25 protein-coding genes are annotated in these 24,531 nt (G+C 51.8%); 7 read left to right on the forward strand and 18 right to left on the reverse strand.

Annotated features, from left to right (window positions below):
• Positions 1–8 precede the first annotated feature (8 nt).
• The gene (locus GTGU_RS04720) at positions 9–404 is read left to right on the forward strand and encodes a lysozyme inhibitor LprI family protein (protein ID WP_038154553.1); all 396 of its coding nucleotides are present in this window, start codon (positions 9–11) and stop codon (positions 402–404) included.
• On the opposite strand, the gene rutR is transcribed toward GTGU_RS04720, so the two are convergent.
• Positions 401–1,039 carry an HTH-type transcriptional regulator RutR gene (rutR, locus tag GTGU_RS04725; RefSeq protein ID WP_038154554.1) on the reverse strand — a complete coding sequence of 213 codons (639 nt, stop codon included), beginning with the start codon at positions 1,037–1,039 and terminating at the stop codon, positions 401–403. The two genes, GTGU_RS04720 and rutR, sit on opposite strands and share 4 nt — an antisense overlap.
• A gap of 104 nt (positions 1,040–1,143) precedes the next feature.
• On the reverse strand, positions 1,144–1,311 hold the full coding sequence (locus GTGU_RS04730) for a con-10 family general stress protein (protein WP_038154555.1): 168 nt from the start codon (positions 1,309–1,311) through the stop codon (positions 1,144–1,146).
• A gap of 383 nt (positions 1,312–1,694) precedes the next feature.
• On the opposite strand from GTGU_RS04730, the gene wrbA reads away from it, so the two are divergent.
• Together wrbA and GTGU_RS04740 are read left to right on the forward strand one after the other, a co-directional pair.
• Positions 1,695–2,291, forward strand: coding sequence for an NAD(P)H:quinone oxidoreductase (gene wrbA, locus GTGU_RS04735; protein WP_038154556.1), 597 nt, complete (start codon positions 1,695–1,697; stop codon positions 2,289–2,291).
• A gap of 36 nt (positions 2,292–2,327) precedes the next feature.
• Entirely contained in the window at positions 2,328–2,555 is a 228-nt protein-coding gene (locus GTGU_RS04740; RefSeq protein WP_038154557.1) for a YccJ family protein, read from the forward strand.
• Positions 2,556–2,640: 85 nt separating this feature from the next.
• Here the strand turns inward: GTGU_RS04740 and agp are convergent, their stop codons facing one another.
• Positions 2,641–3,882 carry a bifunctional glucose-1-phosphatase/inositol phosphatase gene (gene agp / locus GTGU_RS04745; RefSeq protein WP_038154558.1) on the reverse strand — a complete coding sequence of 414 codons (1,242 nt, stop codon included), beginning with the start codon at positions 3,880–3,882 and terminating at the stop codon, positions 2,641–2,643.
• A gap of 572 nt (positions 3,883–4,454) precedes the next feature.
• Here agp and GTGU_RS04750 point away from each other — a divergent pair.
• The 3 genes from GTGU_RS04750 to GTGU_RS04760 all read left to right on the forward strand — a co-directional run bounded on the left by GTGU_RS04750 (position 4,455) and on the right by GTGU_RS04760 (position 7,283).
• Positions 4,455–5,282: a winged helix-turn-helix domain-containing protein gene (locus GTGU_RS04750; protein ID WP_038154559.1), complete on the forward strand. Its 828-nt coding sequence runs from the start codon at positions 4,455–4,457 to the stop codon at positions 5,280–5,282.
• Positions 5,275–5,757 carry a hypothetical protein gene (locus GTGU_RS04755; protein WP_038154613.1) on the forward strand — a complete coding sequence of 161 codons (483 nt, stop codon included), beginning with the start codon at positions 5,275–5,277 and terminating at the stop codon, positions 5,755–5,757. The genes GTGU_RS04750 and GTGU_RS04755 overlap by 8 nt, the downstream gene beginning before the upstream one ends.
• Before the next feature lie 137 nt (positions 5,758–5,894).
• Entirely contained in the window at positions 5,895–7,283 is a 1,389-nt protein-coding gene (locus GTGU_RS04760) for a diguanylate cyclase (protein ID WP_038154560.1), read from the forward strand.
• Between the two features lie 42 nt (positions 7,284–7,325).
• Here GTGU_RS04760 and hybG read toward each other — a convergent pair whose 3' ends face one another.
• From hybG to GTGU_RS04830, 14 genes are all read right to left on the reverse strand, one after another.
• Positions 7,326–7,580 (reverse strand): hydrogenase maturation factor HybG, encoded by a 255-nt coding sequence (gene hybG / locus GTGU_RS04765; protein WP_038154561.1) that lies wholly within the window; start codon positions 7,578–7,580, stop codon positions 7,326–7,328.
• 22 nt (positions 7,581–7,602) lie between these two features.
• Positions 7,603–7,944, reverse strand: coding sequence for a hydrogenase maturation nickel metallochaperone HypA (gene hypA, locus GTGU_RS04770; protein ID WP_038154562.1), 342 nt, complete (start codon positions 7,942–7,944; stop codon positions 7,603–7,605).
• Positions 7,937–8,425: a hydrogenase-2 assembly chaperone gene (gene hybE, locus GTGU_RS04775; RefSeq protein WP_038154563.1), complete on the reverse strand. Its 489-nt coding sequence runs from the start codon at positions 8,423–8,425 to the stop codon at positions 7,937–7,939. The genes hypA and hybE overlap by 8 nt, the downstream gene beginning before the upstream one ends.
• Entirely contained in the window at positions 8,418–8,912 is a 495-nt protein-coding gene (locus tag GTGU_RS04780; protein ID WP_038154564.1) for a HyaD/HybD family hydrogenase maturation endopeptidase, read from the reverse strand. Before GTGU_RS04780 ends, hybE begins: the two co-directional genes overlap by 8 nt.
• A complete protein-coding gene (gene hybC / locus GTGU_RS04785) occupies positions 8,912–10,615 on the reverse strand; it encodes a hydrogenase 2 large subunit (protein ID WP_038154565.1) in 1,704 nt (567 codons plus the stop codon). Before hybC ends, GTGU_RS04780 begins: the two co-directional genes overlap by 1 nt.
• On the reverse strand, positions 10,612–11,787 hold the full coding sequence (gene hybB, locus GTGU_RS04790; RefSeq protein WP_038154566.1) for a Ni/Fe-hydrogenase cytochrome b subunit: 1,176 nt from the start codon (positions 11,785–11,787) through the stop codon (positions 10,612–10,614). The genes hybC and hybB overlap by 4 nt, the downstream gene beginning before the upstream one ends.
• Positions 11,777–12,760 carry a hydrogenase 2 operon protein HybA gene (hybA, locus tag GTGU_RS04795; protein WP_038154567.1) on the reverse strand — a complete coding sequence of 328 codons (984 nt, stop codon included), beginning with the start codon at positions 12,758–12,760 and terminating at the stop codon, positions 11,777–11,779. Before hybA ends, hybB begins: the two co-directional genes overlap by 11 nt.
• Before the next feature lie 2 nt (positions 12,761–12,762).
• Entirely contained in the window at positions 12,763–13,881 is a 1,119-nt protein-coding gene (gene hybO / locus GTGU_RS04800) for a hydrogenase 2 small subunit (RefSeq protein ID WP_038154568.1), read from the reverse strand.
• 657 nt (positions 13,882–14,538) lie between these two features.
• A complete protein-coding gene (locus tag GTGU_RS04805) occupies positions 14,539–15,822 on the reverse strand; it encodes an MFS transporter (protein ID WP_038154569.1) in 1,284 nt (427 codons plus the stop codon).
• Between the two features lie 96 nt (positions 15,823–15,918).
• The gene (locus GTGU_RS04810; protein WP_038154570.1) at positions 15,919–16,380 is read right to left on the reverse strand and encodes a RidA family protein; all 462 of its coding nucleotides are present in this window, start codon (positions 16,378–16,380) and stop codon (positions 15,919–15,921) included.
• Between the two features lie 18 nt (positions 16,381–16,398).
• Complete coding sequence (locus tag GTGU_RS04815; protein ID WP_038154571.1) at positions 16,399–17,559, reverse strand: M20 family metallopeptidase; 1,161 nt, start codon at positions 17,557–17,559, stop codon at positions 16,399–16,401.
• 18 nt (positions 17,560–17,577) lie between these two features.
• On the reverse strand, positions 17,578–18,618 hold the full coding sequence (locus GTGU_RS04820; RefSeq protein WP_245609585.1) for an alanine racemase: 1,041 nt from the start codon (positions 18,616–18,618) through the stop codon (positions 17,578–17,580).
• 53 nt (positions 18,619–18,671) lie between these two features.
• Positions 18,672–19,343: a helix-turn-helix transcriptional regulator gene (locus tag GTGU_RS04825; protein ID WP_038154573.1), complete on the reverse strand. Its 672-nt coding sequence runs from the start codon at positions 19,341–19,343 to the stop codon at positions 18,672–18,674.
• 213 nt (positions 19,344–19,556) lie between these two features.
• On the reverse strand, positions 19,557–20,951 hold the full coding sequence (locus tag GTGU_RS04830) for a cytochrome-c peroxidase (RefSeq protein ID WP_038154574.1): 1,395 nt from the start codon (positions 20,949–20,951) through the stop codon (positions 19,557–19,559).
• 347 nt (positions 20,952–21,298) lie between these two features.
• Between GTGU_RS04830 and GTGU_RS04835 the strand changes: the two genes are divergently transcribed.
• Positions 21,299–22,576 carry a glycoside hydrolase family 10-like protein gene (locus GTGU_RS04835; RefSeq protein ID WP_038154575.1) on the forward strand — a complete coding sequence of 426 codons (1,278 nt, stop codon included), beginning with the start codon at positions 21,299–21,301 and terminating at the stop codon, positions 22,574–22,576.
• Positions 22,577–22,635: 59 nt separating this feature from the next.
• Here the strand turns inward: GTGU_RS04835 and GTGU_RS04840 are convergent, their stop codons facing one another.
• Complete coding sequence (locus GTGU_RS04840; RefSeq protein ID WP_038154576.1) at positions 22,636–24,300, reverse strand: methyl-accepting chemotaxis protein; 1,665 nt, start codon at positions 24,298–24,300, stop codon at positions 22,636–22,638.
• Positions 24,301–24,531 lie beyond the last annotated feature (231 nt).

Here is a 24,531-nt window from a genome sequence, read left to right on the forward strand (position 1 = left end):
AGATGATAATGAAACGTATACTGATTATGTTTAGCGCGCTGGCCTTCAGCGCCAGTGCGCCGGCCGATGAATGCGCCAGCGCAGGCACGCAGGCAGAACTGAACAACTGCACCGCCGCGCAGTATCAGGCCGCCGATAAAAAACTCAACGAAACGTATCAGAATGCGCTTAAGCGTGCGGTACCGACGCAGCGCGAACTGCTGAAAAAGGCGCAAAACGCGTGGATTACCCTGCGCGATGCCGACTGTGCGTTTATGAGCTCCGGCTCCACCGGCGGCAGCGTCCAACCGATGGTCGAGAACCAGTGCATGGTGGACAAAACTGTTGAGCGTGAAGCGTTTCTCGCCTCGTTGTTACAGTGTGAAGAAGGTGACCTGAGCTGCCCGCTGCCGCCGGGGAATTAACGTACACGGATCCCTTCGATAATCATCCGTTGCACGTTTTCTACAGTACGCTGAAAGAACGCCTCGTCTTTCAGCGTACTGCCAGTGACCGCCTCCACCTGAGTGGCGAAATCAGCGTAGTGCTGGGTGGATGCCCAGATCATAAAAATCAGATGGTGCGGGTCGACGGGGGCCAGCTTGCCGTTCGCAATCCACCCGGCGATGATCGCCGACTTGTCATCTATTAACGTTTTCAGATCTCCAGTCAGTTCGCCCATCAACAGCGGCGCCCCCTGCAACATCTCCAGGCAGAATAATCTGGAGGCTTCCGGGTAATCACGGGAGACTTCGAGCTTGAGACGGATGTACTCTTTGATAGCCACCAGCGGCGTAAAATCTTCGTGAAACGCGCGCAGCGGCGCCAGCCAGATATCAAGAATTTGCCGCAGTACGGCAACATACAGGGCTTCTTTGGAAGGAAAATAGTAAAGAAGATTGGATTTGGAAACGCCGGCCTGTTCCGCCACCTGTTCCAGCCGGGTACCGTGTATGCCGTATTGCGAGAAGGTGTTCAGCGCCGCATTAAGAATGGCCTGTTTTTTTGCACTCACCGCCTGTGAACGCTTACCGTTTTTTTTTGCTGCGCGCTGCGCCATGCGCCCTCTCCTTTTGTTAAGCGCGGACAGGATAACAAAGGCAGGGCACAAATAAAAACCGCCGGGGAAATCCCGGCGGTTGAGGACTAACAGCAACTCAGCAATTATTTGCCGCCGTGGCTGTTTTTGCCCCCTTTTTTGCCTGCTTCAGAGGCACGCTGCGGGTCATTTTTAAAATTACCGCCGCTGTGCTGACCACCTTTACGACCTGCTTCTGATGCTCTGTCACGGTCTTCGGCAAAATTGCCTGATCCACCACGATGGTTTGCCATAACTAACCTCCGGTTATGTGAAAACATTAGACATCATACTGCATTCAGTAAAAGAGAATTCTTTCACCTGCGACGAAGAGAAGTATTCCCTCGCCGTGGAACTAATCTTAGTAAACCTGCCCCAGAGAGCCAGCCAACCGAAATATTCTGCAACAGGATCCACGACTTTCCGGTGAGTTTCCCGTCTCGTGATCGATAAGCGTTTCTTATCACTACCAAAAGCGGAATGGCGGAAAATGTATCAAATTACAACAAAGCTAAATTTCACATTTTTGTTATGAATCAAAGAAGTGGTTGTGATAGTTGCACTCTCAGCCACACGATTTATCTTTAAAGGAGGGCAGCCACAGGCTGTTAACTATGAAAATCGAGGAGTGAAGCAAATGGCAAAGATTTTGGTGCTTTATTATTCCATGTACGGACACATTGAGACCATGGCGAAAGCGGTGGCCGAAGGGGCAAACAAGGTTGATGGTGTAGAAGTAGTGGTAAAACGCGTCCCGGAAACCATGCCTGCCGAGGTTTTCGAAAAAGCCGGTGGTAAAGCGCAAAACGCACCCGTTGCCACGCCACAGGAACTGGCTGACTATGACGCCATCATCTTCGGCACGCCAACGCGCTTTGGCAACATGTCGGGGCAGATGCGCACCTTCCTCGACCAGACCGGCGGACTATGGGCTTCCGGCGCGCTGTACGGCAAACTCGCCAGTGTCTTTAGCTCAACGGGTACTGGCGGCGGCCAGGAGCAGACCATCACCTCCACCTGGACGACCCTCGCCCATCACGGCATGGTCATTGTGCCGATTGGCTACGCCGCACAGGAGCTGTTTGATATCTCCCAGGTACGCGGCGGCACACCTTACGGCGCGACTACCATTGCCGGTGGTGACGGCTCACGCCAGCCAAGTCAGGAAGAACTTTCCATTGCACGCTATCAGGGTGAGTACGTCGCCGGACTGGCGAAGAAACTGCACGGCTAACGCTAACCTTCAACCGAATTCAACAGGAGGAGAAATATGCCGAGTAATGAAGCAAAGGCACATCACGTAGGCGAATGGGCAAGTTTGCGAAACACTTCTCCCGAAATTGCCGAAGCCATTTTTGAAGCCGCGAAGTATGACGAAAAGCTGGCGGAGAAAATCTGGGAAGAAGGCAGCGATGAAGTATTGATCCGCGCGTTTGAGAAAACCGATAAAGACTCGCTCTTCTGGGGCGAACAAACCATCGAACGTAAAAACGTCTGATTACCACCCAACCACCCCCGCCACTGGCGGGGGTTTTTTATCACCTTTACTTACTAAAGCTCCTCACCGATGAAGGGCTCAATCGTTATTTAACGGCCTGCTCCATCACCTGCTGGAATTTATCCATCGGACAGAAACCGTTAGCATCAACCGGACAACCATTCAGTGCCAGCGTAACGCGCTGCGGCGGGTTTTCCAGGGTTAACGGCTCAGTATTACGCAGTTGTTCGGTGCTCTGATAAACATATTCGATTTTCATCAGGTCGCGGTTGGCTTTATCGTCATGCCAGCGCTGGAAAACGATTTTGCCGCCGATGGGTGTGCGCTCATACTGGTTCGGCAACTGATAAGGCTTGAAATCCAGCGCGCGGATGAGCGACGCAATGTTGGAGTCGTGCCCCGCCAGCAGGGTGATTTTCGGCGCGTTCGCCACGTCGCTCACCAGTATTTTATCTATATACTTCACCAGCGGCGCCGAGACATTACGCGCTACTTCCGGAGAGGTGAAGAGGCTGTCCTGATAGCCATTTTTCAGCTTCGACAGTACACGCCACTGTTGGTCGGTTTTGATTTTTCCCCAGGCCACTTGATCCAGCGGGAAACCTTCATAGTATTGCAGCGTGAAGGCATCCACTAACGAGTTGCCCACTTTCAGCGGACCGTCAACGCCGGGCTCTTTTTCATAACTGGCGCTGAAAGTATCTTTCGCATCAATGAGTGAACAGACCTTTTTTTCCTTACAGGAGGGTGAATTCTGGTAATCGGCTATCTGTGCCAGCAATTGATAGCTGTCATTAAGCTGCATTTTCTGGCGCTCGTTTTCCATTGCCTTCAACGCTTTCTCTTTAAATTCTGGCGAATCATCGGTAATCACCGGGTTAAAGGTCGGGTCCATGGTGCCCATTTTTTCCTGGTGATGCACCGACACATCGCACCCCGGGAACGCGCCGGAAATGAAGAACTGCGCAGTGGCGACTGTGCGTTGCAGACTGTTCGCATAGGCATAAACGGTTTGTGGCGCCGGGCATTCGCCGGTGGTTATCATCCCCTCTTGCGCCAGCCATTCGCGCATATAGTGCCCCATGTAAACTTCAAGCACACCGCCCTTTGTGGTCAACTGCCCGCCGGGGACATCCCATTGCGGCCATTTATCTGGCGTTGACTGCTCCAGTACACTACCGTTATTCGCCAGCGGCGCGCGCAGATTATGGCGGCTCATGATCAGTACTTGTTGCAGCTTGTATCCGTCCGTTCCGCTTTGCGCCTGGACACCTGTCGTCATTAACATCGCGCCGACAACCGCACTGGCAAGTATTGTTTTTTTCATCCCAACGTCCTCACTGTGGTAATAAGTGGGTTAAGTGTGACAGATTTATGACGGTTTTCCGGGGGATAGTTCGCAAAGCGAAAGAACAAACAACGCATTGGCCGCTATTTGACCGTTGAAAAAAACACCATAACCCCCGCGCAGAAAATAAATAATTTGTTAACTCGCTCGCAAATCCTGTTATTTTTTAGGAAAAATCTTAATCGTGTAAGTTATCCCCTCTTTAGACTGATAATAAACTCTGAAATGCGATTTTGGCGGACAAAATGACTCATTAATAAGGCTTTATTATCTCACAGTATGCCTGGAAAGGTTACAGACTACTGCCATAGACTAACTACCTGTTAATTCTAATTAATTATTTTTAGTATGATGTTATAAAGCTGTACTTTCTCTTTTCGATTATCCTTAGTTGGCCCAGGGTTTTTGCATTTTTAAAAATGAGTTTCATGGGGAAATGTGCGATACTTATACCCGGCTGTAAGTACACATTTTTTTGTCAAACAATGAGCTTAAACTTTCATTTCTGTTACAACTTTATATGCTGCATTTAAATACATGGTGACTGATGTATGTTATGGATTATTAACAATAACATTGAGTTCAGGCCAGAAAAGAACAGACTGGCGTCTGTGACTAATCCTGAACTAAGCGTAATACTTACCACGCCTGCCAGTCGCTGTCTGACCCTTTTACTGGAAGCTGCACCGGAGGTCGTGCCGCAGCAGGATTTCTTTAAAAAGGTCTGGGAAGACGATGGCATGCTGGTGCCTGCCAATACGCTGTATCAAAATATCTCTATTGTTCGCCGCGGTCTGCGTACTGTTGGTGAAACCGAGGGAACGCTGATTGCCACAGTTCCACGTAAGGGCTTTCAGATTGAGAGCAACATTAAAGTTGAACAAGTTGAGGAAATAGCGGGAACGGAAGCGCCCCAAAATAATAGTGATGACGTTGAAGTGGCTGGAGACAATGCTTTACTGGATGTTACTCCGCCACCTGCAGCAGAAACATCTGACAGCATACGTAATAGCAAACGCGCACGTAACCAGCGTGTGCTGCTGATGGTGTTATCATTTATTGTCGGCGCGCTGATATTCCAGTATCCCTGGTATCTGAAAAACGAGAAGAACTTCTTTGATAACTACAGACTGTACGAAACAGTGAATGGCTGTCAGTTTTTTTCCCGTAGCGATGATATCGACGGCAACGACAGTTTTCAGAAATACAAAAATGCGGTCATGAAAACAGGCGTCGATTGTAAAAAGTATCCGTGGATCTACTTCTCGTCTTCGAGCACAGCGCCAGCATTGTCGGCACTGCTTTGTCACCGGCCTTACGAGAGAAAATCGGATTCCGGTTGTATTACCCTCTACTTCCGGGGGCTGAATGATGACTAAGAAAAAGACAGCCGCGCTTTGCATGCTGCTGTTCGTACTCGGCGGCGCGTCGGGATACTATTATCACCGGCAGAGTGAGCGAATGCTCGATCCTGAAAAATGTACCGCCTCTGTGGTGGTTTATTACAAAGATGTGCGCGCGAATATGACGCTGGACTTTATGTATACTCTGGAAAAACGTACCGGGGTGGTCGCAGTCAGCGGCACGTACTACCATAACGATAAGCCGCTTGGCGTGATCCGCCAGGACGTTGCTTACACCTGGACAGAAAACAAAGACAACCTGCGTTTTCACTCCACGCGCGTGCATAAAGTGACCAACGATGCGGCAATATCGGACGATCTGCTCAATGATGTCTTGCCGGACTTTTACGTCTATCCGAACAAAACGATTAGCTATACCATTCTGACGCAGGGGCATCGGGGTTTTATATTTACGGTGGGTAAACGCCCAATATTCTTCTGCGCGCATTAATGTTTTGACGCCATGCCACGGGGTTTCCCGTGGCGAATCGTCATGTTATCTGTCTCCATGGCTGTTGGTTATACCACCCCGCAAATTTTCAGACTTCGATTATGATTAAATGAGGTTCGAACACGGAGTAAGCCACGATGCAAAGCTATGTCGCCAGGGTAAAAGAAGAATGGCTCGGCCTGATTCGGGAGACCGAGCCACATATTCATGAGATGGCTCGGGGACTGGGTGAAGATAATGCCCGGAATCTGAGCGAAATTTTTTACACCAATATCCTTACCGATCCACAAGCCGTCGATTTTCTCACTAATGAACAGGTTGAAACGCATTTGAAAAAATCACTGGTGATGTGGTTAAAGCGCGTTCTCTCTTGTTCAGAAAACGATGTCGATGAACTGATCGCCATCCAGCAACATGTGGGTGAAATCCACGCTCGCATTGGTATTCCGATACAATTGGTTGATATGGGCGCGCGGATCTTAAAGCGTAATCTTATTCCGCTGATCATTGAGCGCAGCGGCAGTGACAGTGACAAGATTAAACTCCTGAGCTTTTCGTTAAGCAGCATTGACCTTGCGCTGGAAATTATGGCGCGTACTTTCACCTTTGGTGAAAGTAGCAGCATGAAAGAAGATGAAAACTATCGCATCTTTTCTCTGCTTGAAAATGCCGAAGAAGAAAAAGAGCGACAGCTTGGCAGCCTGCTCAGCTGGGAAATGGATGTGATGTATAACGTGATGCTGGAGGCTGATCTCGACAGTATTCAGCTCATCAGTCGCGCCGATTTCGGCCTGTGGTTTAATCATAAAGGCCGCCATTATTTCAGCGGTATCGCTGAAGTCGGTTATATTGCGAAATTAATCCAGGAAACCGATCAAATATTGCTGAAAACGCGAGAAGCCTCCAGGACATTTCGGCAAAAAAATCTGCGTAATGATTTTATGCTGCAAATTAAAAATAATACAACGCAAATTGCCGCCCTGTTACGCGGGTTATTTGATGATGTCTCCAAGCATGAAGTGGGCATGGATGTCTTAACAAAGCTGCTGAACCGGCGTTTTCTGGCGGCGATTTTCAAACGTGAAATCACCCATGCTAACCGTTCCGGGACTAACCTTTCGGTTTTGCTTATCGACGTTGATAAGTTTAAGGAGATCAATGACGGTCATGGGCATGCGACCGGCGATGATATTCTGCGCAAAATTTCGCAAGTCTTTTATGACAATGTTCGCAGCAGCGATTATGTCTTCCGCTACGGCGGCGATGAATTTTTGATTGTGCTGACCGAAGCGACACCCGCCGAAACCATGCATATCGCAGAACGTATTCGTGCGAAAGCCACGAAACAGGCGGTGACGACGCCGGACGGCAAACAACTTACGACCACGCTGTCCATTGGCGCCGCCATGTTCCAGGGGCATCCGGACTACGAACGCCTGGTTCAGGCGGCAGATGAAGCGCTCTACATTGCGAAGCGCAACGGGCGAAACCGTGCAGAAATGTACAATCCCAACAACAAAGCGTAATGGCTGTCCCCTGGCGATGTTTGTCGCCAGGGGATGTTGCGCTTAGTTCGTTTGCACCGGCTCCAGGCCGCCAATCTGTTCCAGCGCCATCAGCGTTTCCTGCGCTTCCACTTCATCGATAACACTCATGGCAAACCCGACATGGACCAGAACCCACTGGCCGACCAGCCCCGCTGGATCACCTTCACATACCAGTGCAATATTAACGCCACGCTTCACGCCGCACACTTCGACTTCCGCCATCTGGTGGATATCTTCCCCTACCGACAGCACCTTTCCGGGAATGCCAATACACATCGTTAACTCCTGAATGACGACGTTATTCCACTTCAATACTCTTCACTACCAGCATCTCACCGTTCCCGATGCGCAGCCGCGTGCCCTGGCAAACGGGGCAGCGGGCGTCCTGACTGGCGACTTCCACGGGCTGGCTGCAATCCCAGCACCACGCCTGCGCGGGTTTAATGGCGATATGCAGTTCGCAGCCCTGCGCCACTGTGCCACGGCAGACACTGTCAAAACTGAAACGTACCGCGTTTTCTTCCACGCAGGACAGCGCGCCAATCTCCAGCCAGACACCGGTGACACGCGCCGCGTTATGCTGTGCAGCCTGCTGTTGAATCACCTCGACCGCGCTCTGGCAGAGAGAAAGTTCATGCATGCTCATTACTCCGGCGGCCAAACAACAGCGCGCGACGGCTGGCATGCACAGCATAAGGATCACTGACCGGAATAGAGAGCAGCATCCGCTGGCAGTCATCCGCCAGCCGCACGCCCTGCTCCGCCGTCAGGTCACGATCCAGCGGCGACATGAGTGAGCAGGTCAGATACTGGGAAACACCATCCAGCTCACCGACGGTAAAAGTCATGTTACCAAAAGGCAGTTTGAGGCCGATTTTTTCACTCACTTTACGCTGCGGCCAGAGCTGATCCGGCCCGGGGAAAATCAGCGCACTCAGCATCCATGGCGTCACTACGCAACCGACCCACTGGCCTTCGAACAAACTGAAGGGCGAAACATGCACCGGCATGTCGGGGTGCAAAAACGAGAGATTCTGCATCGCGTCACGCGAGATGGCTTCAAACGCCGCCTGTACCGCTTCTGCCGGGCTGGCAGAGAAACCTGCGATATCCTCACTCATAACACACCTCTCTGGACACCACCTCCACACCGGATTCACGCAGCGCTGCAATCACCTGTTGCAGTGCAGGTTCCAGTGCGGCTTCAGCTTCTGTCGTCATCCCGATCTTTGGCTCGAGTGACGCCGGAATGACGCCAACCAGCGTCAGCTTACGGGGGAATTCCCCCGTAAAACGTAATGCCGAGAGCACATCGGCAAGGCCTAGCTGATGCGGCGAAATCTTGTTGGTAAACAGCGTGGGGACTTCATCATCACGCAGGATTAAGACATCCCCCGGCACGCCTTTACGCGAGACCACCGCATCGGCGATGATCAGGTGATCCCTGTCCGCCATCTCGCTCAGCAACTCCATGCCCGCCGTTCCGCCATCAAGCACGTCAACGTAATCCGGCAGCACGTACCGTTGCTCAAGCGCTTCAACGATACGTACGCCGATGGCTTCGTCGGTCAGCAGAATGTTACCGACGCCTAATACTAATATCCGCATTACAGAACCTTCACCGAGACCACTTCATTTCCATCGGCGTCCACCACATGCACCGCGCAGGCCATGCACGGGTCAAAGGAATGGACAGTCCTTACCACTTCCAGCGGTTTTTCCGGATCAGCAATCGGTGTCCCCACCAGTGACTGCTCGTACGGTCCGACCTCATCGTTAAAGTTACGCGGCCCTGAGTTCCAGGTTGTCGGCACCACCGCCTGGTAGTTGCTGATCTTCCCGTCCCTGATAACCACCCAGTGCGAGAGCATTCCGCGCGGCGCTTCGAGGAAGCCGACGCCTTTGAACTCCGCGTTTGCCGGAATATCCGGTTTCACGAAGGTGACGTGATCACCTTTACCAATGTTAGCAATCAACGCGTTGTACTGATCCTGCAGGATATGTTGCAGTTCGCAGCAGTGGACGGTGCGACCGACGATACGGCCAAGCGTGGAATGTAATTGCGCCACTTCGATCGTTTTTCCGGTCAGCTTCTGGTAAATGGCGATGACTTCGCCGAGCTTGTTCCAGGTGGATTCCCGTTTCGCCGCCAGTTTGCACAGCATGTTGGCGAGCGGCCCGACTTCCACCGTTTTGCCGTAGAAGGTCGGCGATTTCACCCACGAGTATTTTTCATCTGCATTCCAGCCGGTGAAGTTCGGGATGGTGGTGCCTTCCCACGGCGCCTGCGGGGCTTCGTCTTTGTACCAGGCGTGTTTCGCGCTCTCCTGAATACCCTTGATCAGGTATTCATCAGAATGCGAGGCGATCGGACGATACGTCGACAGATCACTGTCAGTGATGTAACCACCCGGGAACAGGAAGCTGCCATTCTGACCGTCGGTCGGGAATTCCGGTGCCGCCAGGTAGTTTTTCGAGCCTTTGCCCAGATCCAGCCATTCCGGGTAGAACGCGGCGATAACCGCGGTGTCCACTTTGTAAACCTGCTCAACGAAATCGCTCAGCTTGTCGATGAACGACTTGATGTACATCAGGCGCTCAAGGTTCAGTACGCCGAGTCCGTCAAGGTTGATCGGGTTGGCGACGCCACCGACTGCAAGGTTCTGGATGTGCGGTGTTTTGCCGCCCAGCAACGCCACCACGCGGTTGGCATCACGCTGGCACTCCAGCGCCTGCAGATAGTGGGCAACCGCAATCAGGTTGACCTCCGGCGGCAGTTTCATTGCCGGGTGTCCCCAGTAGCCGTTGGCGAAAATCCCCAACTGGCCGCTGGCAACCAGCGCTTTGATCTTGTTCTGTACCTTCGCGAACTCTTCGGTACTGTTCAGGTGCCAGGTTGACACCCCATTCAGCAGCGCTGAGGCTTTCGCCGGGTCAGCATTCAGTGCGGAGGTGATATCCACCCAGTCCAGCGCCGACAACTGGTAGAAATGCACGATATGGTCGTGAGTGGTATGCGCCGCCAGAATGATATTGCGAATGTACTGCGCATTGAGTGGAACGTTGATTTTCAGCGCGCTCTCAACGGCGCGAACGGATGCCATCGCATGGGTGGTCGTACACACGCCGCAGATACGCTGCACAATCATCCACGCGTCACGCGGATCACGATTCTTGACGATTTCTTCCATGCCGCGCCACATGGTTCCCGATGCCCACGCTTTTGACACGACGCCGTTTTCAATTTCGCAATCGATGCGTAAATGCCCTTCAATACGGGTTACCGGATCAATAGTTATACGTTGGCTCATGCTTTGCTCGCCTCATGACGATGATCTTGTTGCTTTAAAGGAGGAATTATCGGCAGTAAACGAATGAGTAAGATGTATGCACATACCTCAATTGCCACAAAACCAATAGAAATTAAAATCTCTTCCCAGGCCGGGAAGTACTCATAACCGCCGCCCGGATTGTAGGCGACCAGCGAGTAGGACAAACGCCACAGCGCGCAACCCAGCAGCATGCTCAGCGCCCCGAGGAACAGTATCCGCGAATCATGCAGCAGTTTCGGCACACGCAGCACCACCAGCGGGAAGGCCAGCAGCAGGATTTCCAGCCAGAACATCACCGAATAGAAGTCACCCGCAAAGGCCAGTCCGAGCTTGTTGCGGTAGATGAGTTCACCGAAACGCAGCACCAGGAACAGCACAAGAAAGATGCTGATGGTACCCATCAGTTTTCTGAACAGTGGTTGTTCGTCCGCCCCGTTGCCACGCAGGCCGCTCTGTACCAGCGATCCCTCGAAAATGACAATCGAGAAACCCATGATGAACGCGGTCAGTAGCGAAAACAGCGGCAGCATTTCATAGCTTTGCCACAGCGGATGCACTTTATGCCCGGCGACAATCATCAGTGAGCCCATTGACGACTGGTGCATGCTCGGCAGCAGCGCGCCAAAAGCGATGATAAAGAACATGACTTTGTTGATGCGCTTGAGGGAAACTTTCCACCCCAGACGCTCAAACAAGGCCGGGGCAAATTCCAGCGCCATCACGCCGATGTAGATGGTCATACAGACCGCCGTCTCAAACAGCACCGAGTTAACGTTGAAGAATCCCGGAATGTAGAAGTACGGCAGGTTCCAGTAACGACCCACGTCGATGGTGATCGACAGACCGCCCAGTGAATAGCCAAACAGGCTCGCCAGCAGCGCAGGACGCACCAGCGGGTGATATTCGCCTTTGTTAAAGACGTACACCGCCCAGGCCAGCGCCCAGCCTCCACACGCGAAACCGGTGCCGATCAGCAGGTCAAAGGCGATCCAGATCCCCCACGGAAAACCGCCGTTCAGATCAGAGACCGAGCCCAAACCGAACACCAGACGCTTACCGATAAACAGAACACAAAGCAGGATCAGCGGGCCGAAAAACAGGATCGGTTTGCTGATAAGCTTACCGCCCAGCGGTTTAGGATCATGACTCATGGTCGTCCCCTCCGTCGTGATGGTCGTTTTTGGTGTTGCGACGCACCAGGGCGGTCAACCCCGCAAGCACGGCCAGTGGTAACACCATGCCCTTATACAGCGTGTGCTGAACATTTTCCGAGCGCGCGCCGGTGGAGAGTTCGTCCAGTTCAGGCAGCCCTAATTTCTCATACGGAACACCGGTCAGTACCAGTACCTGCGTACCACCGCCCTCTTTCTCACCGTACAGGTGCTGCTCGTAATGCGGCACTGTGTGTTGATAACGGTCCGTGGAATCGACTGTCTGACGAGGGTAGTGGTATTCGTCACCAGGCTTCATCTGCAGACGTTTTTTCGCTTCCGCCATCAGATCTTCACGGGTACCGAAAATCACCGCCCCGGCAGGACAGGCTTCGACACAGCCCGGTAAGCCACCCTTATCAAGACGCTCAACGCCCTTCTGGTTACACAGTTCACACTTATGAATGGCACCGAACGGGTTGTTGTAATCGTATTTCGGCACGTTATACGGGCAACCGACCATGCAGTATCGGCAGCCAGTACAGACATCAGGGTCGTACTGAACGATGCCGGTTTTCGGATGTTTGGTCAGCGCCTGCACCGGACATACGGAAACGCAGTTCGGGTCAACGCAGTGCATACACTGTTTTTTGATGTAGGCGTAGCCATCGACGAGTTGATCTTTATGCTCGCCTTTACCGCTGTGCCACACCTGAATGATGTTGTTGGTATAGGGCGACAGCTTGTCGTTGTTTGACCAGGTTTGCGGACCTTCCGGGTTACGGGAGGGAAAGTTGATATCCTGACACTTCGTCACACACGCCTGACACCCCACGCAGAGCGTAGAGTCGTACAGCATGCCGAGCGAGCCAGGGATTGGCGGGCGGTTTTCCGCCGCCGCATGTCCGGGAGAGGTGCTGCCGATCAGCAGCGCCCCGCCGGAAGCTATTTTCAGGAAATTACGTCTATCCACGGCTATTCTCCCCGTGAATCAGCATCGTCTTTCTTCTGCTGACGTCCCAGTTCGCGCACCGTCATCACGCTGACGCCGGCTACCAGCCCCACTACGCCGCCCAACAGACCGACCGCTGTGGCCGAGACATTGCCGCCTTCCCGATTATCAACGTCGGGTTTTTCTGAACGTGGCGTCTGATTCTCGACGTGAGCCAGTTGATGAATGCCTTTGTGAAAGCCTATCCCTTGTTCATTACAGCCATAGCACGGATGGCCTATCGATACCGGCCACACGCCGCCTACGTCGCAGAACTGCAGCGTCGAGCAGTTACCCCAGGTCTCCGGCCCTTTGCAACCGAGATGGTAGAGACACCATCCTTCGCGATGCCCATCGTCACCGTACTCTCTGGCGAAACGACCGGCATCGAAATGCGCGCGACGCTCACAGTGTTCGTGAATCAAACGTCCATAGGCAAACGTCGGACGGTTTTTCGCATCCAGTTTTGGCGGTTTACCGAAGGTAATGATATGCGCGACTGTCGCGAGGAAGTTCTGCGGGTTCGGCGGACAACCCGGAATGTTGATCACGGTTTTACCCGGCAACACCTCCTGAAGACCGACCGCGCCCGTCGGGTTAACCCCTGCCGCTGCAACGCCGCCCCATGCCGAGCAGGAGCCGATGGCAATGATCGCCGCCGCATTCTCAGCCGCCTTACGGATATGATCAATAATCGGTTCACCGGCCACCATGCAATAGATACCATCGTCCTTTAACGGGATGGAACCATCGACGACCAGAACATACTGCCCTTTATACTTCTCAAGCGCGTTATGTTTGTTCTCTTCGACCTGATGGCCGAAGGCCGCAGAAAGCACCTCGTGATATTCCAGAGAGATAGTCTCCAGCACCAGGTTTTCTACTGTCGGGTGCGTTGCACGGAGCAACGATTCTGTACAACCGGTACACTCCTGCGCACCAATCCAGATTACTGGCGGGCGCTGTGGGCTACTGACAGATTCGGCGATAGCGGCCGCGGCTTCGCTGCTCAACCCCATGGTTGCAGCCAGCGCGGTACAAAGCTTCATAAAATCACGGCGACTAACACCATGAGATGTGATTAACGCATTTACTCCTTCCATTTTTTGTCATTCCTTTATGACAAGAAAGCAATAATATAAGTTTATTGCTTGTTAAATGATGAGATCTTACCGACATTCATAAACAAAAATATAATAATGCGGCCCTAAAGGGCTATTTTTTTCAATATTGTGAGATCTAAATCAAACAACTCCAGCTTTCAGCCACGCTCCACTTCAGCGATCGTTTGTATATTTTTCCATTGCAGTATAATCCCACGCCTTCAATTTCATTTTATTTAAAACGCCATAAAATAACTAACAAAATCAGTTATGTAACTTTTGAAACCAACTCTCAATACCCCTTTGTGGGTATATTATGAGTTATTATTCATTTTACTGATTTGCATCAAAGCGCACTAAGTAAAATCTATTTTATGCGTCTCTTATTTTTGTAATATAATCCTTAGCACACTAAAAGCAAGGTCTTTTTTTGCGAGGGAAATAAACATTTGGAGAGTGAAATCTTAATAAATTCCTGGATTTTATTTACTGAGCTTTGTCATTTTTCAGGCGAGATATTTGCTGAAACGTTACTAATTGCGAAGAACTTCACATTAAACCGGTAATGAAAATAATAATAATTCCAGCTTGCAACCGATCTCACCACCCGTCCGCCCGGTGTCAGGGAGAGCAAACGGATGGTGAGCAACCAGGAACTTATCTCAGCGCAGCAGGATCAACCACTGGCTTATCGACCATAAAGAAGTAAACCAGCGATGCCATAAAGGCGATGACTGAGGAAGCTACCAGCGCAAGGGTAAATGAACCCGTGCTGTCCAGAATCATCCCGGTGATAATCGGCGCGAAAGAACCGCCGATAAACCCGCCAAAGTTCTGAATGCCGCTGACGGATGTCACCAGTCGCGACGGCACGGAAACCAGGATAAGCCCCCAGGCAGACGTACCAGCAAAGTGAATGGAGAACAGCGCCATACTGATACAGGCCACCGCCATGAATGTGCTCTCGGTGTAGGCCGCCGGTAAGGTGAAACCCGCTGCACACAGCAGCCCTAAGCAGATCATCCATTTGCGGCTTTTCATTTTGTCTGCGCCACGCTTCATGACCCAGTCCGCAACTACGCCGTTGACCAGCATCCCGGCAGCGCCAAACAGAAACGGAATCGCCGCCACCCAGCCTGTTTTTTGCAGGCTTAACCCGCGAGACATCTCCAGGTATGAGGGCAGCCAGGTCAGGAACAGCCAGACCATGTACCCCACGCCGTTAAACCCGATGATCATCCCCCACATCGATTTTTGCTTAAACAGCCCGGCCCAGTCTTTCAGGGTCACTTTCTGTTTGCTGGATGGCGGGTTCTCCTCTTCCAGATGGGCGATATCCGCGTCTGAAAGACCGGCATCTTCACGGTTGCGGTAAAAAATGGCCCATAACAGTGAAATGATAATCCCTAAAACACCGATGATGATGAACATCGTCCGCCAGCCGAATGCCAGCATCAGGGCGATCAACAGCGGCGGTGCCAGGGCCTGTGCCAGCGTGGATGACATGTTGACAATCCCCATCGGCACGCCACGCTTGCGGATGTTGTACCAGTCGTTGACTACCTTGACGCAGGTCGGCAGATGGGGGGCTTCACCGATCCCAAGCACCACGCGGGCGACAATCATCTGGCTGTACGATCCGACCAGCCCCAGCGCGGTCTGGGCTGCAGACCACAGGAAGATGCCGAACCCATACACTTTCTTCACACCGAAGCGCTCCATAACCATGCCAATCGGCAACTGACAAAGCGCATAACCGAAGGAGAAAACTGACAGCAGCAACCCCATTTCCGTTGCGGTCAGCCCCATTTCTTCCCGAATAGTGGTGTTGGCAATCGAAAGCGACGTTCTGTCGAGAAAATTAATAATACCCGCCACGAGCAAAAACAATAATGCCATAATTTGCAAACGCTTCAGGCGAGGGCTTGCTTGAGTGGACATATATTATCCTTTTGTAATGTTAATGACGCCATTAGTGAAGGAATAATGGCGCTTCAGGGGCCAGGATATTTCCCGGAGGTATTACCGCGTAGCGAATTACGCGTTTATTTCAAAAATTAATTCAATTTCTACCGGTGTATCAAACGGCAGTGTATTCGTACCAATCGCAGAGCGCGCATGTTTCCCGGCATCGCCAAATACTGCAATCAGCAAATCTGACGCACTGTTCATCACCAACGGTTGCGCTTTGAAATCATCCGTGCTCTGGACAAACCCCAGCATCTTCACGCAACCAGAGATGCGATTCAGGTCGCCAAGATAGCCTTTCAGGGATGAGAGAATATTAATAATGCATTGCCGCGCCGCCTGCTGGCCTTGCTCTATCGATAACTCTTTTCCCAGCGAACCATGATAAATAAGCTCACCGTTTATCCGGCAGTCATTTCCTGAGGTATATAATAAGTTTCCGGTCTGCTTAACCGGGACATACGAAAATTTAGGTGCAGCGGGTTCGCTGAGTGTAATACCCAGTTCCGCTAAACGATCTTCAATATTCATTATGTTTTCCCTGATGTTTTATCTCAATAAATCCAACGCCAGTGAGGCGTAGATTTTTGCTGCCTGGTGTAATTCCTCAATACAAACAAATTCATCTTTCACATGCGCCTGTGACAAATCCCCCGGTCCGACAATCAGCGTGGGGATCTGGCAGCCAACGGAGAAAAATGGCGCTTCACAGGTGGCTTCGAATACTGTCTTTTTCGCCGAGCCGGTAACGGCAGTGACCGCCCGTTCGGCGGCGTCCACCAGCGGATGTGTTGCATCAATGGCGGAGGCCGGAATAAACAGGTAATTCTCCAGCGAATAATCTTTCTTTGACGTCAGTCCGGCCGGTTGCAGCGCCGTCAGCAGACTGGCGTTGATGTCGTTGCGCGTTTCACCCGGCAACACCCGACGGTCTATCTCAATAAAACAGGACTGCGGCACGATGTTCGGCGCACTACCGCCGGTAATGGTGGTCACCAGCATTGAGGCGTTGCCCAACAATGCGTGCGTCTTTTGCTTCACCTGCTGGCACTCCTCCAGTATGCCGGGCAGCAGACGCGCCATTTTGTCGATCGCACTGTCAGGATCACGGACTTTCGCTGCATGACCCGCGGTGCCATACGTGGTCAACCGGGTACGGCTGACACCCTTATGGGCAATACAGATTTCAAGCGAGGTCGGCTCGCCAATAATGGCGTAATCGGCCGACACACCCTGCGCCACAAAATGCTCCATGCCGAGATTAACGCGCTCTTCATCGACGTTGAATAACAGCACGATTTCGCCATTAAAGGCATACCGGCGACGGTGAATGAGCATTGCCGCGTACATCATCGCCGCCACGCCGGATTTCATGTCTGCCGCGCCGCGTCCGATAACGCGATCGCCGTCAATCACCGCCGCAAATGGCTCTACCGACCAGCCATCGCCGCAGGGTACGACGTCCGAATGGCCATTCAGGATCAGCCGCTTACCGGGCTTCTGCCCTTTCAGAATGGCGACGACATTCGGGCGCCCGGGCACCACGTCGTGAATATGCGTCTCAATACCTTCAGTCTGCAATAGACTGGCAATATAGTGCGCCACAGCATTTTCATTTCCCGGTGGATTTTCCGACGGATGCTGTATCAGGCTGCACAGGAGCGTAAGAAGCTCCTGCCGTTCATCGGCAGTTAATTCAATGTCTGTCATGAAAATAACCCCAGTTAATTAATAACTTTTTCCGCGCGCATCAATAGAAATGGTTTCACTGAATTCGCCATTACGAAATGCGTATATTTCATCGACCAGATTCGCAACCACGCAACAATGGTTGGGAATCACGTGCAGTTGTTCGCCAATGGCCAGCGACACGTTCTCCGGGTCATAGCGCAAATAGCCGTGTTCTTCATTGAGTTTTACCAGCGCAATATCCGGGTGCTCCTGAATCAGTCCGTAAGACCCTGGTGTGGCTGACAGATCTGAAGTGAGCGATTTTGTTCCGGCATCGATAGTGGCGTAACCCGGCAGCGGAATACTGACCACCGTCGCGCAAATAGTTAGCGCGCAGTTTTCTGGGGTATAGATTCCACCATTAATGGCGTTCATATCACCAAAAATAAAGTTCCCGGCACGTGATTCGGTAATGCCGTTCAGTTCGTCTGCATAAAAAGAAGAGAGTGTCGAGCCGCCGGAAAGATTTTCAACTGCAAACCCATTGGCGTTGAGCAGATCCCGACTTTTTAATAGCAAAGCCGCTTCTTCACGCGCGGCACGGCGAATATCCGCTTCGTTGTGATACTGATAAATGGTTCCGGCGTAGGTAAATACACCTTTAATGTTTAGCCCCGGCAAAGCGGCGATATCACGGGCAAAGGCCAGCAGATGTTCCGGTTGGATCCCTTCGCGATGCGCGCCAAAATCAATGGCAATATCGATAGCAAATTCAAGCCCGTTTTTTACCGCCGCCCGCGACAGTCCCTGCGCGCCAGCCACGCTGTCAACAATGGTACGAATATTCACTTTCCGCGCCAGTTCAGCGTAACGCTGACATTTGTCCTCGCCGATCAGAGGATACGCCAGCAAAATCGACGTAATACCGCCATCGGCCATGACTTCGGCTTCCGACAGTTTGGCGCAGGTAATCCCGCTCGCGCCCAGTTGCTGCTCCAGTTTCGCCAGCCGCACCGATTTATGGGTTTTAATGTGCGGCCAGTGCTGAATATTATTGCGGCGTAATCCTGCAACCATACCGCGAATATTCTTTTCCATGATCTCCATATCTAATGCGACATAAGGTGTTGTTAACATTTCTCCTCCGACGTTTATTCGTCAATAACGGGGTTTTCCCCTCTGATTTCTCCCAGATAGGCATAAAGGGTGTATTTGGATATATTCAGGAACTCGCAAATCTTTTCACCAGATTTCTTGATAAGAAACACGCCTTTGTCATCAAAAAACTTTATGGCATTGAGTTTGTCCTGACGGGTCATATTTATGACGGCGACGTTAATCAGTGACATGCATTCCGCGATCAGGTAATCCAGCAATTCATTAACGTCTTTGACAAAGACCTCATTAACTTCTTCCTGGCGCGCGGGCGTGGTTTCAGGTCGTCCGGCCATCTTGTTGAGCGTTTTTTCAGCCTGCAGAATATCGCTGATATCCAGGTTGATGCAGAGCGCGCCAATCACTTGCTTCTGGTTGTCACGAATATAAATGGAGGTGGAACGCAGCGTTTTTCCTTCACGCGTCTGGGTAAAGTAGTTGTGCCGGTCACCATTCACATCAGTGCCGCGCAGCACTTCCAGCCCCAGATTGCTGCTGGGATCGCCCACCTTGCGTCCCGTGACGTGACCATTAATGATTGCAATAATGCTGCTCTCCAGCCCCTGAGAGTGGTCGTGTAGCACGACTTCGCAATTCTCGCCAAACTGGTTGGCAATCCCCTCCATCATTGGGATGAAGAAGTACAAGTTCTCTTTGATGCTTTCCATATCAACCTAAAATTAAGTTAGACAAACAAACTTTTTGTAATATATGGCGGAAAAGCTGGACAGTTAGCAACCAGAAAGTGATCAAAAAACGATCGCGATCACGTAATCCTGCTCATTTTTTGTCTGGTCACAAACTTTTTGTCAGGTGAGATATTTTGCGGAAGAATGAAAAATGCCGTGCATCGGGTGATGCACGGCAGGGAAGCAATACAATTACTGCGCGGCTTTATAGGGGGTATAAACGCCGGTCAGACTTTCAAGGAAGGCAACGATGTCATCAACGTCCTGCTGCGGTAATTCAGTGCCGACCTGATAACGAAGCATCAGTTTAACGGCGCTGTCCAGTGACGTGACGTCACCACGGTGGAAGTAAGGCCCGGTCAACGCAACGTTACGTAAGCCAGGCACTTTCTGCCGAAGTTTGTCACGGATTTCTTTGGTGACATTCATGCGACCAATATCTGCAGCGGTCACTTCGCCAAAGTTAAAGTCCTGCTTCAGCCCTAACGGTTCAAACGAACGACCACCAAGAATAACACCGCCATGGCAGGTCGCACATTTGTTCTCTTTGAACAGCTGATAACCGTGCAACTGCTGCGCCGTTAACGCTTTGTCATCGCCACGCAGCCACTTATCAAACGGCGAATCAGGCGTGATGAGCGTTTTTTCAAATTCAGCGATGGCATCAGTAATGGTGTCACCGCTAAAGCCGTCAGGATAGACCGCCAGGAAATCCCGTTTCAGCACCGGGTCTTTATCCAGTTTCGCGACGATATCATCCCAGGATTTAGAGGCCATTTCGATCGGGTTCAGCGGCGGACCGCCCGCCTGCGCCTGCAGCGATGGCGCCCGGCCATCCCAGAACTGCTCAACGTTGAAGGCAGAGTTAAAGACCGTCGGTGCGTTGATTGGCCCGACTGCGCCACCCACACCGATTGAGGTTGCTCTGCCATCCACCCCACCCGCATTCAACGCATGGCAATGGGCACAGGAGATAGTGCTGTCACCGGACAAACGCGGATCATGGTAAAGACGGAAGCCCAGGTCGACTTTACGATCATCGACAGGAACGCTTCTGGGAATCGGTTGCACGGGTTCGTTACGATGCTGCGCCGCCACATCAGCACTGGCATAGTGTTTTTCGCGCTGACCGGCAATCCAGCTCAGAATATCTGCCTGCTCTTCCGGGCTGACCGTGGCGCCCCAATGCAGAGACAGATAACGCCCTGGCGGCATCGTCTGATTTTGCATGACCCACTCAATTTTATTCAGTTCGCTTTGCGAAACGGGAGTATCGGCGATGAGTGCCTTGCGCACCTCCTCCAGGTTAAAAGATTTATATCCGAGTTGAACGTCGTATTCCATCAACTGCTTCGCAACAGGAAATGATGCATAAAAAGGCAATTCAGCAGACGGCGTGTGGCAATAGTCACACCCTTTATCACTGAAAAACCCAAGTATTTTATTATTTTCTGCAACTGCGGAAGTCTTAATGGGATTATTTTTACTTCTTTGACTGTCGTAATGCGAGATATATCCTGCCAATCCTAAATAACACACCAAAAAAACAACAACGATGGCGGCTATTATATATTTAACCTTTTTCATGTCGCTATCCTATGAGGTATTGCAGCCGGGTTGAATACATTCCCTATATTTACCGTTACGGCATCTTCATAATAATCTTGCAAATTAAAAGGTTATTGACGGGTATCAATAATTTTTATTGGTCCTGCCTATAGATGTAATAGGTTCCGACTATCATAATTATCGGTAATTATTTATTGGATTTTATTGGAATTATTACGAAGCCAGCTATTAATATTCCACTTGCTTTTGGAAAGGCAACGACGCATTGTACGGCATCGAGTTTGGCTTAATCTGGAATTCAAAACTTGGAAAGTTTACGGTTTTCTCGCTACATTTCGTCTTTAGCGATAGTTAAAAAACCCGGTATGCTTATTACTGCGGCGCTGCTATTAACAAGTTGCACCTCAACGCCGCCAACGTCACTCGTTACACCACTTCCCACGACCGGACAACGGTCGCAACCTCTGTCGCCGTCGTCCCCGACCACTGTACGCGGTATCTGGCTGACCACCGTTTCCCGGCTCGACTGGCCGCCAGTGTCATCCATTGAGGTCAGCAGCAGTGCGTTGCGCATCCGCCAGCAACAGGACGCACTGAAAACCAAGCTGGATAACCTGCAACAGCTCGGTATCAATACCGTATTCTTCCAGGTAAAACCAGACGGCACCGCGCTCTGGCCCTCGAAGATTTTGCCCTGGTCTGATGTCCTGACCGGCACTATTGGTGCCGATCCTGGCTATGATCCGCTGCAGTTCATGCTGGATGAAGCACACCAGCGCGGTATGAAAGTGCATGCCTGGTTTAACCCTTACCGTGTCTCCACAAATATCAGTGCGTCGACCATTGCCAAACTAAACCGGACGTCGTCACTGCGCCCGGCCAGCGTTTTTGTGGAGCACCGTGACTGGATCCGCACCGCAGGCAACCGCTTTGTTCTCGATCCTGGCATTCCTGAGGTCAGAGACTGGATCACCGCTATTGTTTCCGAAGTGATTACCCGCTATCCGGTTGATGGCGTGCAGTTCGATGATTATTTCTATGCCGAGTCTTCCGACTCCCGTCTTAACGACCAGAACACCTTTACCCGGTACGGACAGCATTTTGCCAGCAAGGCCGACTGGCGACGAAACAATACACAACAGTTGATTGAGCAGGTTTCACGGACTATCCGCCAGCAACGGCCTGGTGTTGAGTTTGGCATCAGCCCGGTGGGGGTATGGCGTAACCGCTCGTTTGATCCGGCAGGCTCTGACACTCGTGGCGCTGCCGCTTATGATGAGTCTTACGCTGATACCCGCCGCTGGGTGCAACAGGGTTTACTGGACTATATTGCACCGCAATTGTACTGGCCATTTTCACGCAGCGCCGCCCGCTACGATGTACTGGCAAACTGGTGGGCGAATGTAGTGAAACCCACGCGCACCCGGTTGTACATTGGCGTCGCGCTATACAAAGTGGGCGAGCCGTCAAAAAACGAACCGGACTGGGCAATCGAAGGCGGCGTGCCGGAGTTGAAAAAACAGCTCGATCTGAACGACAGCAACCCTAATATCAACGGCACGATTTTGTTCCGGGAAGGTTATCTCAGCCAGCCGCAGACGGGTTCTGCAGTCAGCTACCTCCGAAACCGTTGGGGCAAATAACATAAAACCGGCATGATGATGGCACCATGCCGGTTTTTTATACCTGCTTATGACGTCGGTCAGAACGTTTCCCAGTTATCCGTTTCCGACGCTAGCTTTTTGAATCGCCCTGAACCAGAGAAATCCTTGCTCTGCGGTTCCGGTTTGGTCGTCACCGCCCGGGTGGTTCGCTTCGCATGCTCGCTAAGACGGAAGGTACTGACCATTGCCTGAAGTACCTGGGATTGCTCCTGCATTGATGCGGCGGCAGCCGCAGACTCTTCCACCAGCGCCGCGTTCTGCTGCGTGGTGGTGTCAATCTGCCCCATCGCGCTGTTGATCTGGGCGATACCATCGCTCTGCTCACGGCTCGCCTGGGCTATCTCTTCAATCAACTGGCTCATGTTCTGCACATTGGTGACAATTTCCACCATGCCGCCATCGGCTTTTTCAACCAGCGTGCGGCCAGTAGCAATGCGGGAGACGGAGTCATCAATCAGTTCTTTGATTTCACGTGCGGCTGATGCGCTGCGTTGCGCCAGCGTACGCACTTCCCCCGCCACCACGGCGAAACCGCGACCAGACTCGCCTGCCCGCGCCGCTTCCACCGCCGCGTTCAATGCAAGGATGTTGGTCTGGAAAGCGATACCGTCAATCACCTGAATGATGTCAGACATTTTGGACGAGGAATCGTAAATCTCCTGCATCTGCGAAGAGACTTCGCCCATCACCACGCCGTTTTGTTTCACCACCGTTGCCGTCTCGTTGACGTAACGGTACGCCTGCGCGGTGTTCGAGGCCGTATTGTTGATGGTGGAGGTCAGCTCTTCCAGCGTCGCAGCGGTCTCTTCCACGCCTGCCGCCTGCTCTTCGGTACGAGCGGCAAGATCAGTGTTGCCGTTGCTGATTTCAGACGCAGCCATCGCGATATTATCGGCACCTTCTCGTACTTTACGCACCGTATTGCTGAGGCTATCCGTCATCTCCTGCAGGGAGAGCATTAGTTGCCCCAACTGGTCGCGTGATTCAACTTTCACCTCAATGCCCAGATTGCCCGAAGCCACTTCTTTCGCCACATGCACTGCAGCCTGCAACGGACGAGTGATACTGCGGGTAATGAACAATGCGACCAGGATGCCTGATATAATGGCAATCGCGCCAAGAATAAGCAGAAGTTCAATGGCTTCCGATCCGTTGCTCTTGATGGAGACGTCAGCTTTGTTGATCTGCGTTTTCTCGTGATCCCCCAGCGCCTTCACGGCGCGGGAGTAGACTTCCATCTCGGGAATGAGTTTTTCACGAATAAACGTATTGGTGGCCGTACTGTCGCCCTGCTGACTGAGGCGAATCGCATCCGCCCGGACAGCGATATACTGCTTTCTTTGCGCTCCCACCGCGTCCAGGAGCGCTTTCCCCTCATCGGAGGCAACCATCTCTGTCACCTGTTTCTGAATGACCGTGACTCGCCGTGTCACTTCATCCATTCTGGTCTGAGCAAAGGTCTTGATTTCAGGATCGGCGGTAGTCAGCAGGGTGAGACCCATCGCGCCGTTGTAATCGATTGCCGCGCCCCATTCGGTAGTGAGGCGTTCAAGCACCAGCAACCGGCCAGTAATCGTATCTGCATCTTTAAGGATGCCGCTTAGTTTAACAACCCCGGTAACGGCCATCATAATCATAAGGGCCAGAACGATGCTAAAACCGGCACCCATTCGGGTGCCCACACCAAAGTTATTTATTTTCATCTATTATCTCACGGTAAAGGTCGCTTTCTCTCTGCCCTCCCGTTGGAAAAATTTGAACAAGAACGGGTGCGCTCCCTCACGAACAGAGTTTTGTCTAACACATTGAATTTGATCATGTTTTAACGTGTCTATGTGATCTATCGGCGGAAATTGGTTTTACTTTACGTGCGTTTTTAACCACCTGGGGGTTGCATTTCACCGCTTAATGTTGAACAAAATCGCCGTATATGC

This window comes from Trabulsiella guamensis ATCC 49490, from assembly GCF_000734965.1.
In the GTDB taxonomy this organism is placed as follows: Bacteria; Pseudomonadota; Gammaproteobacteria; order Enterobacterales; family Enterobacteriaceae; genus Trabulsiella; species Trabulsiella guamensis.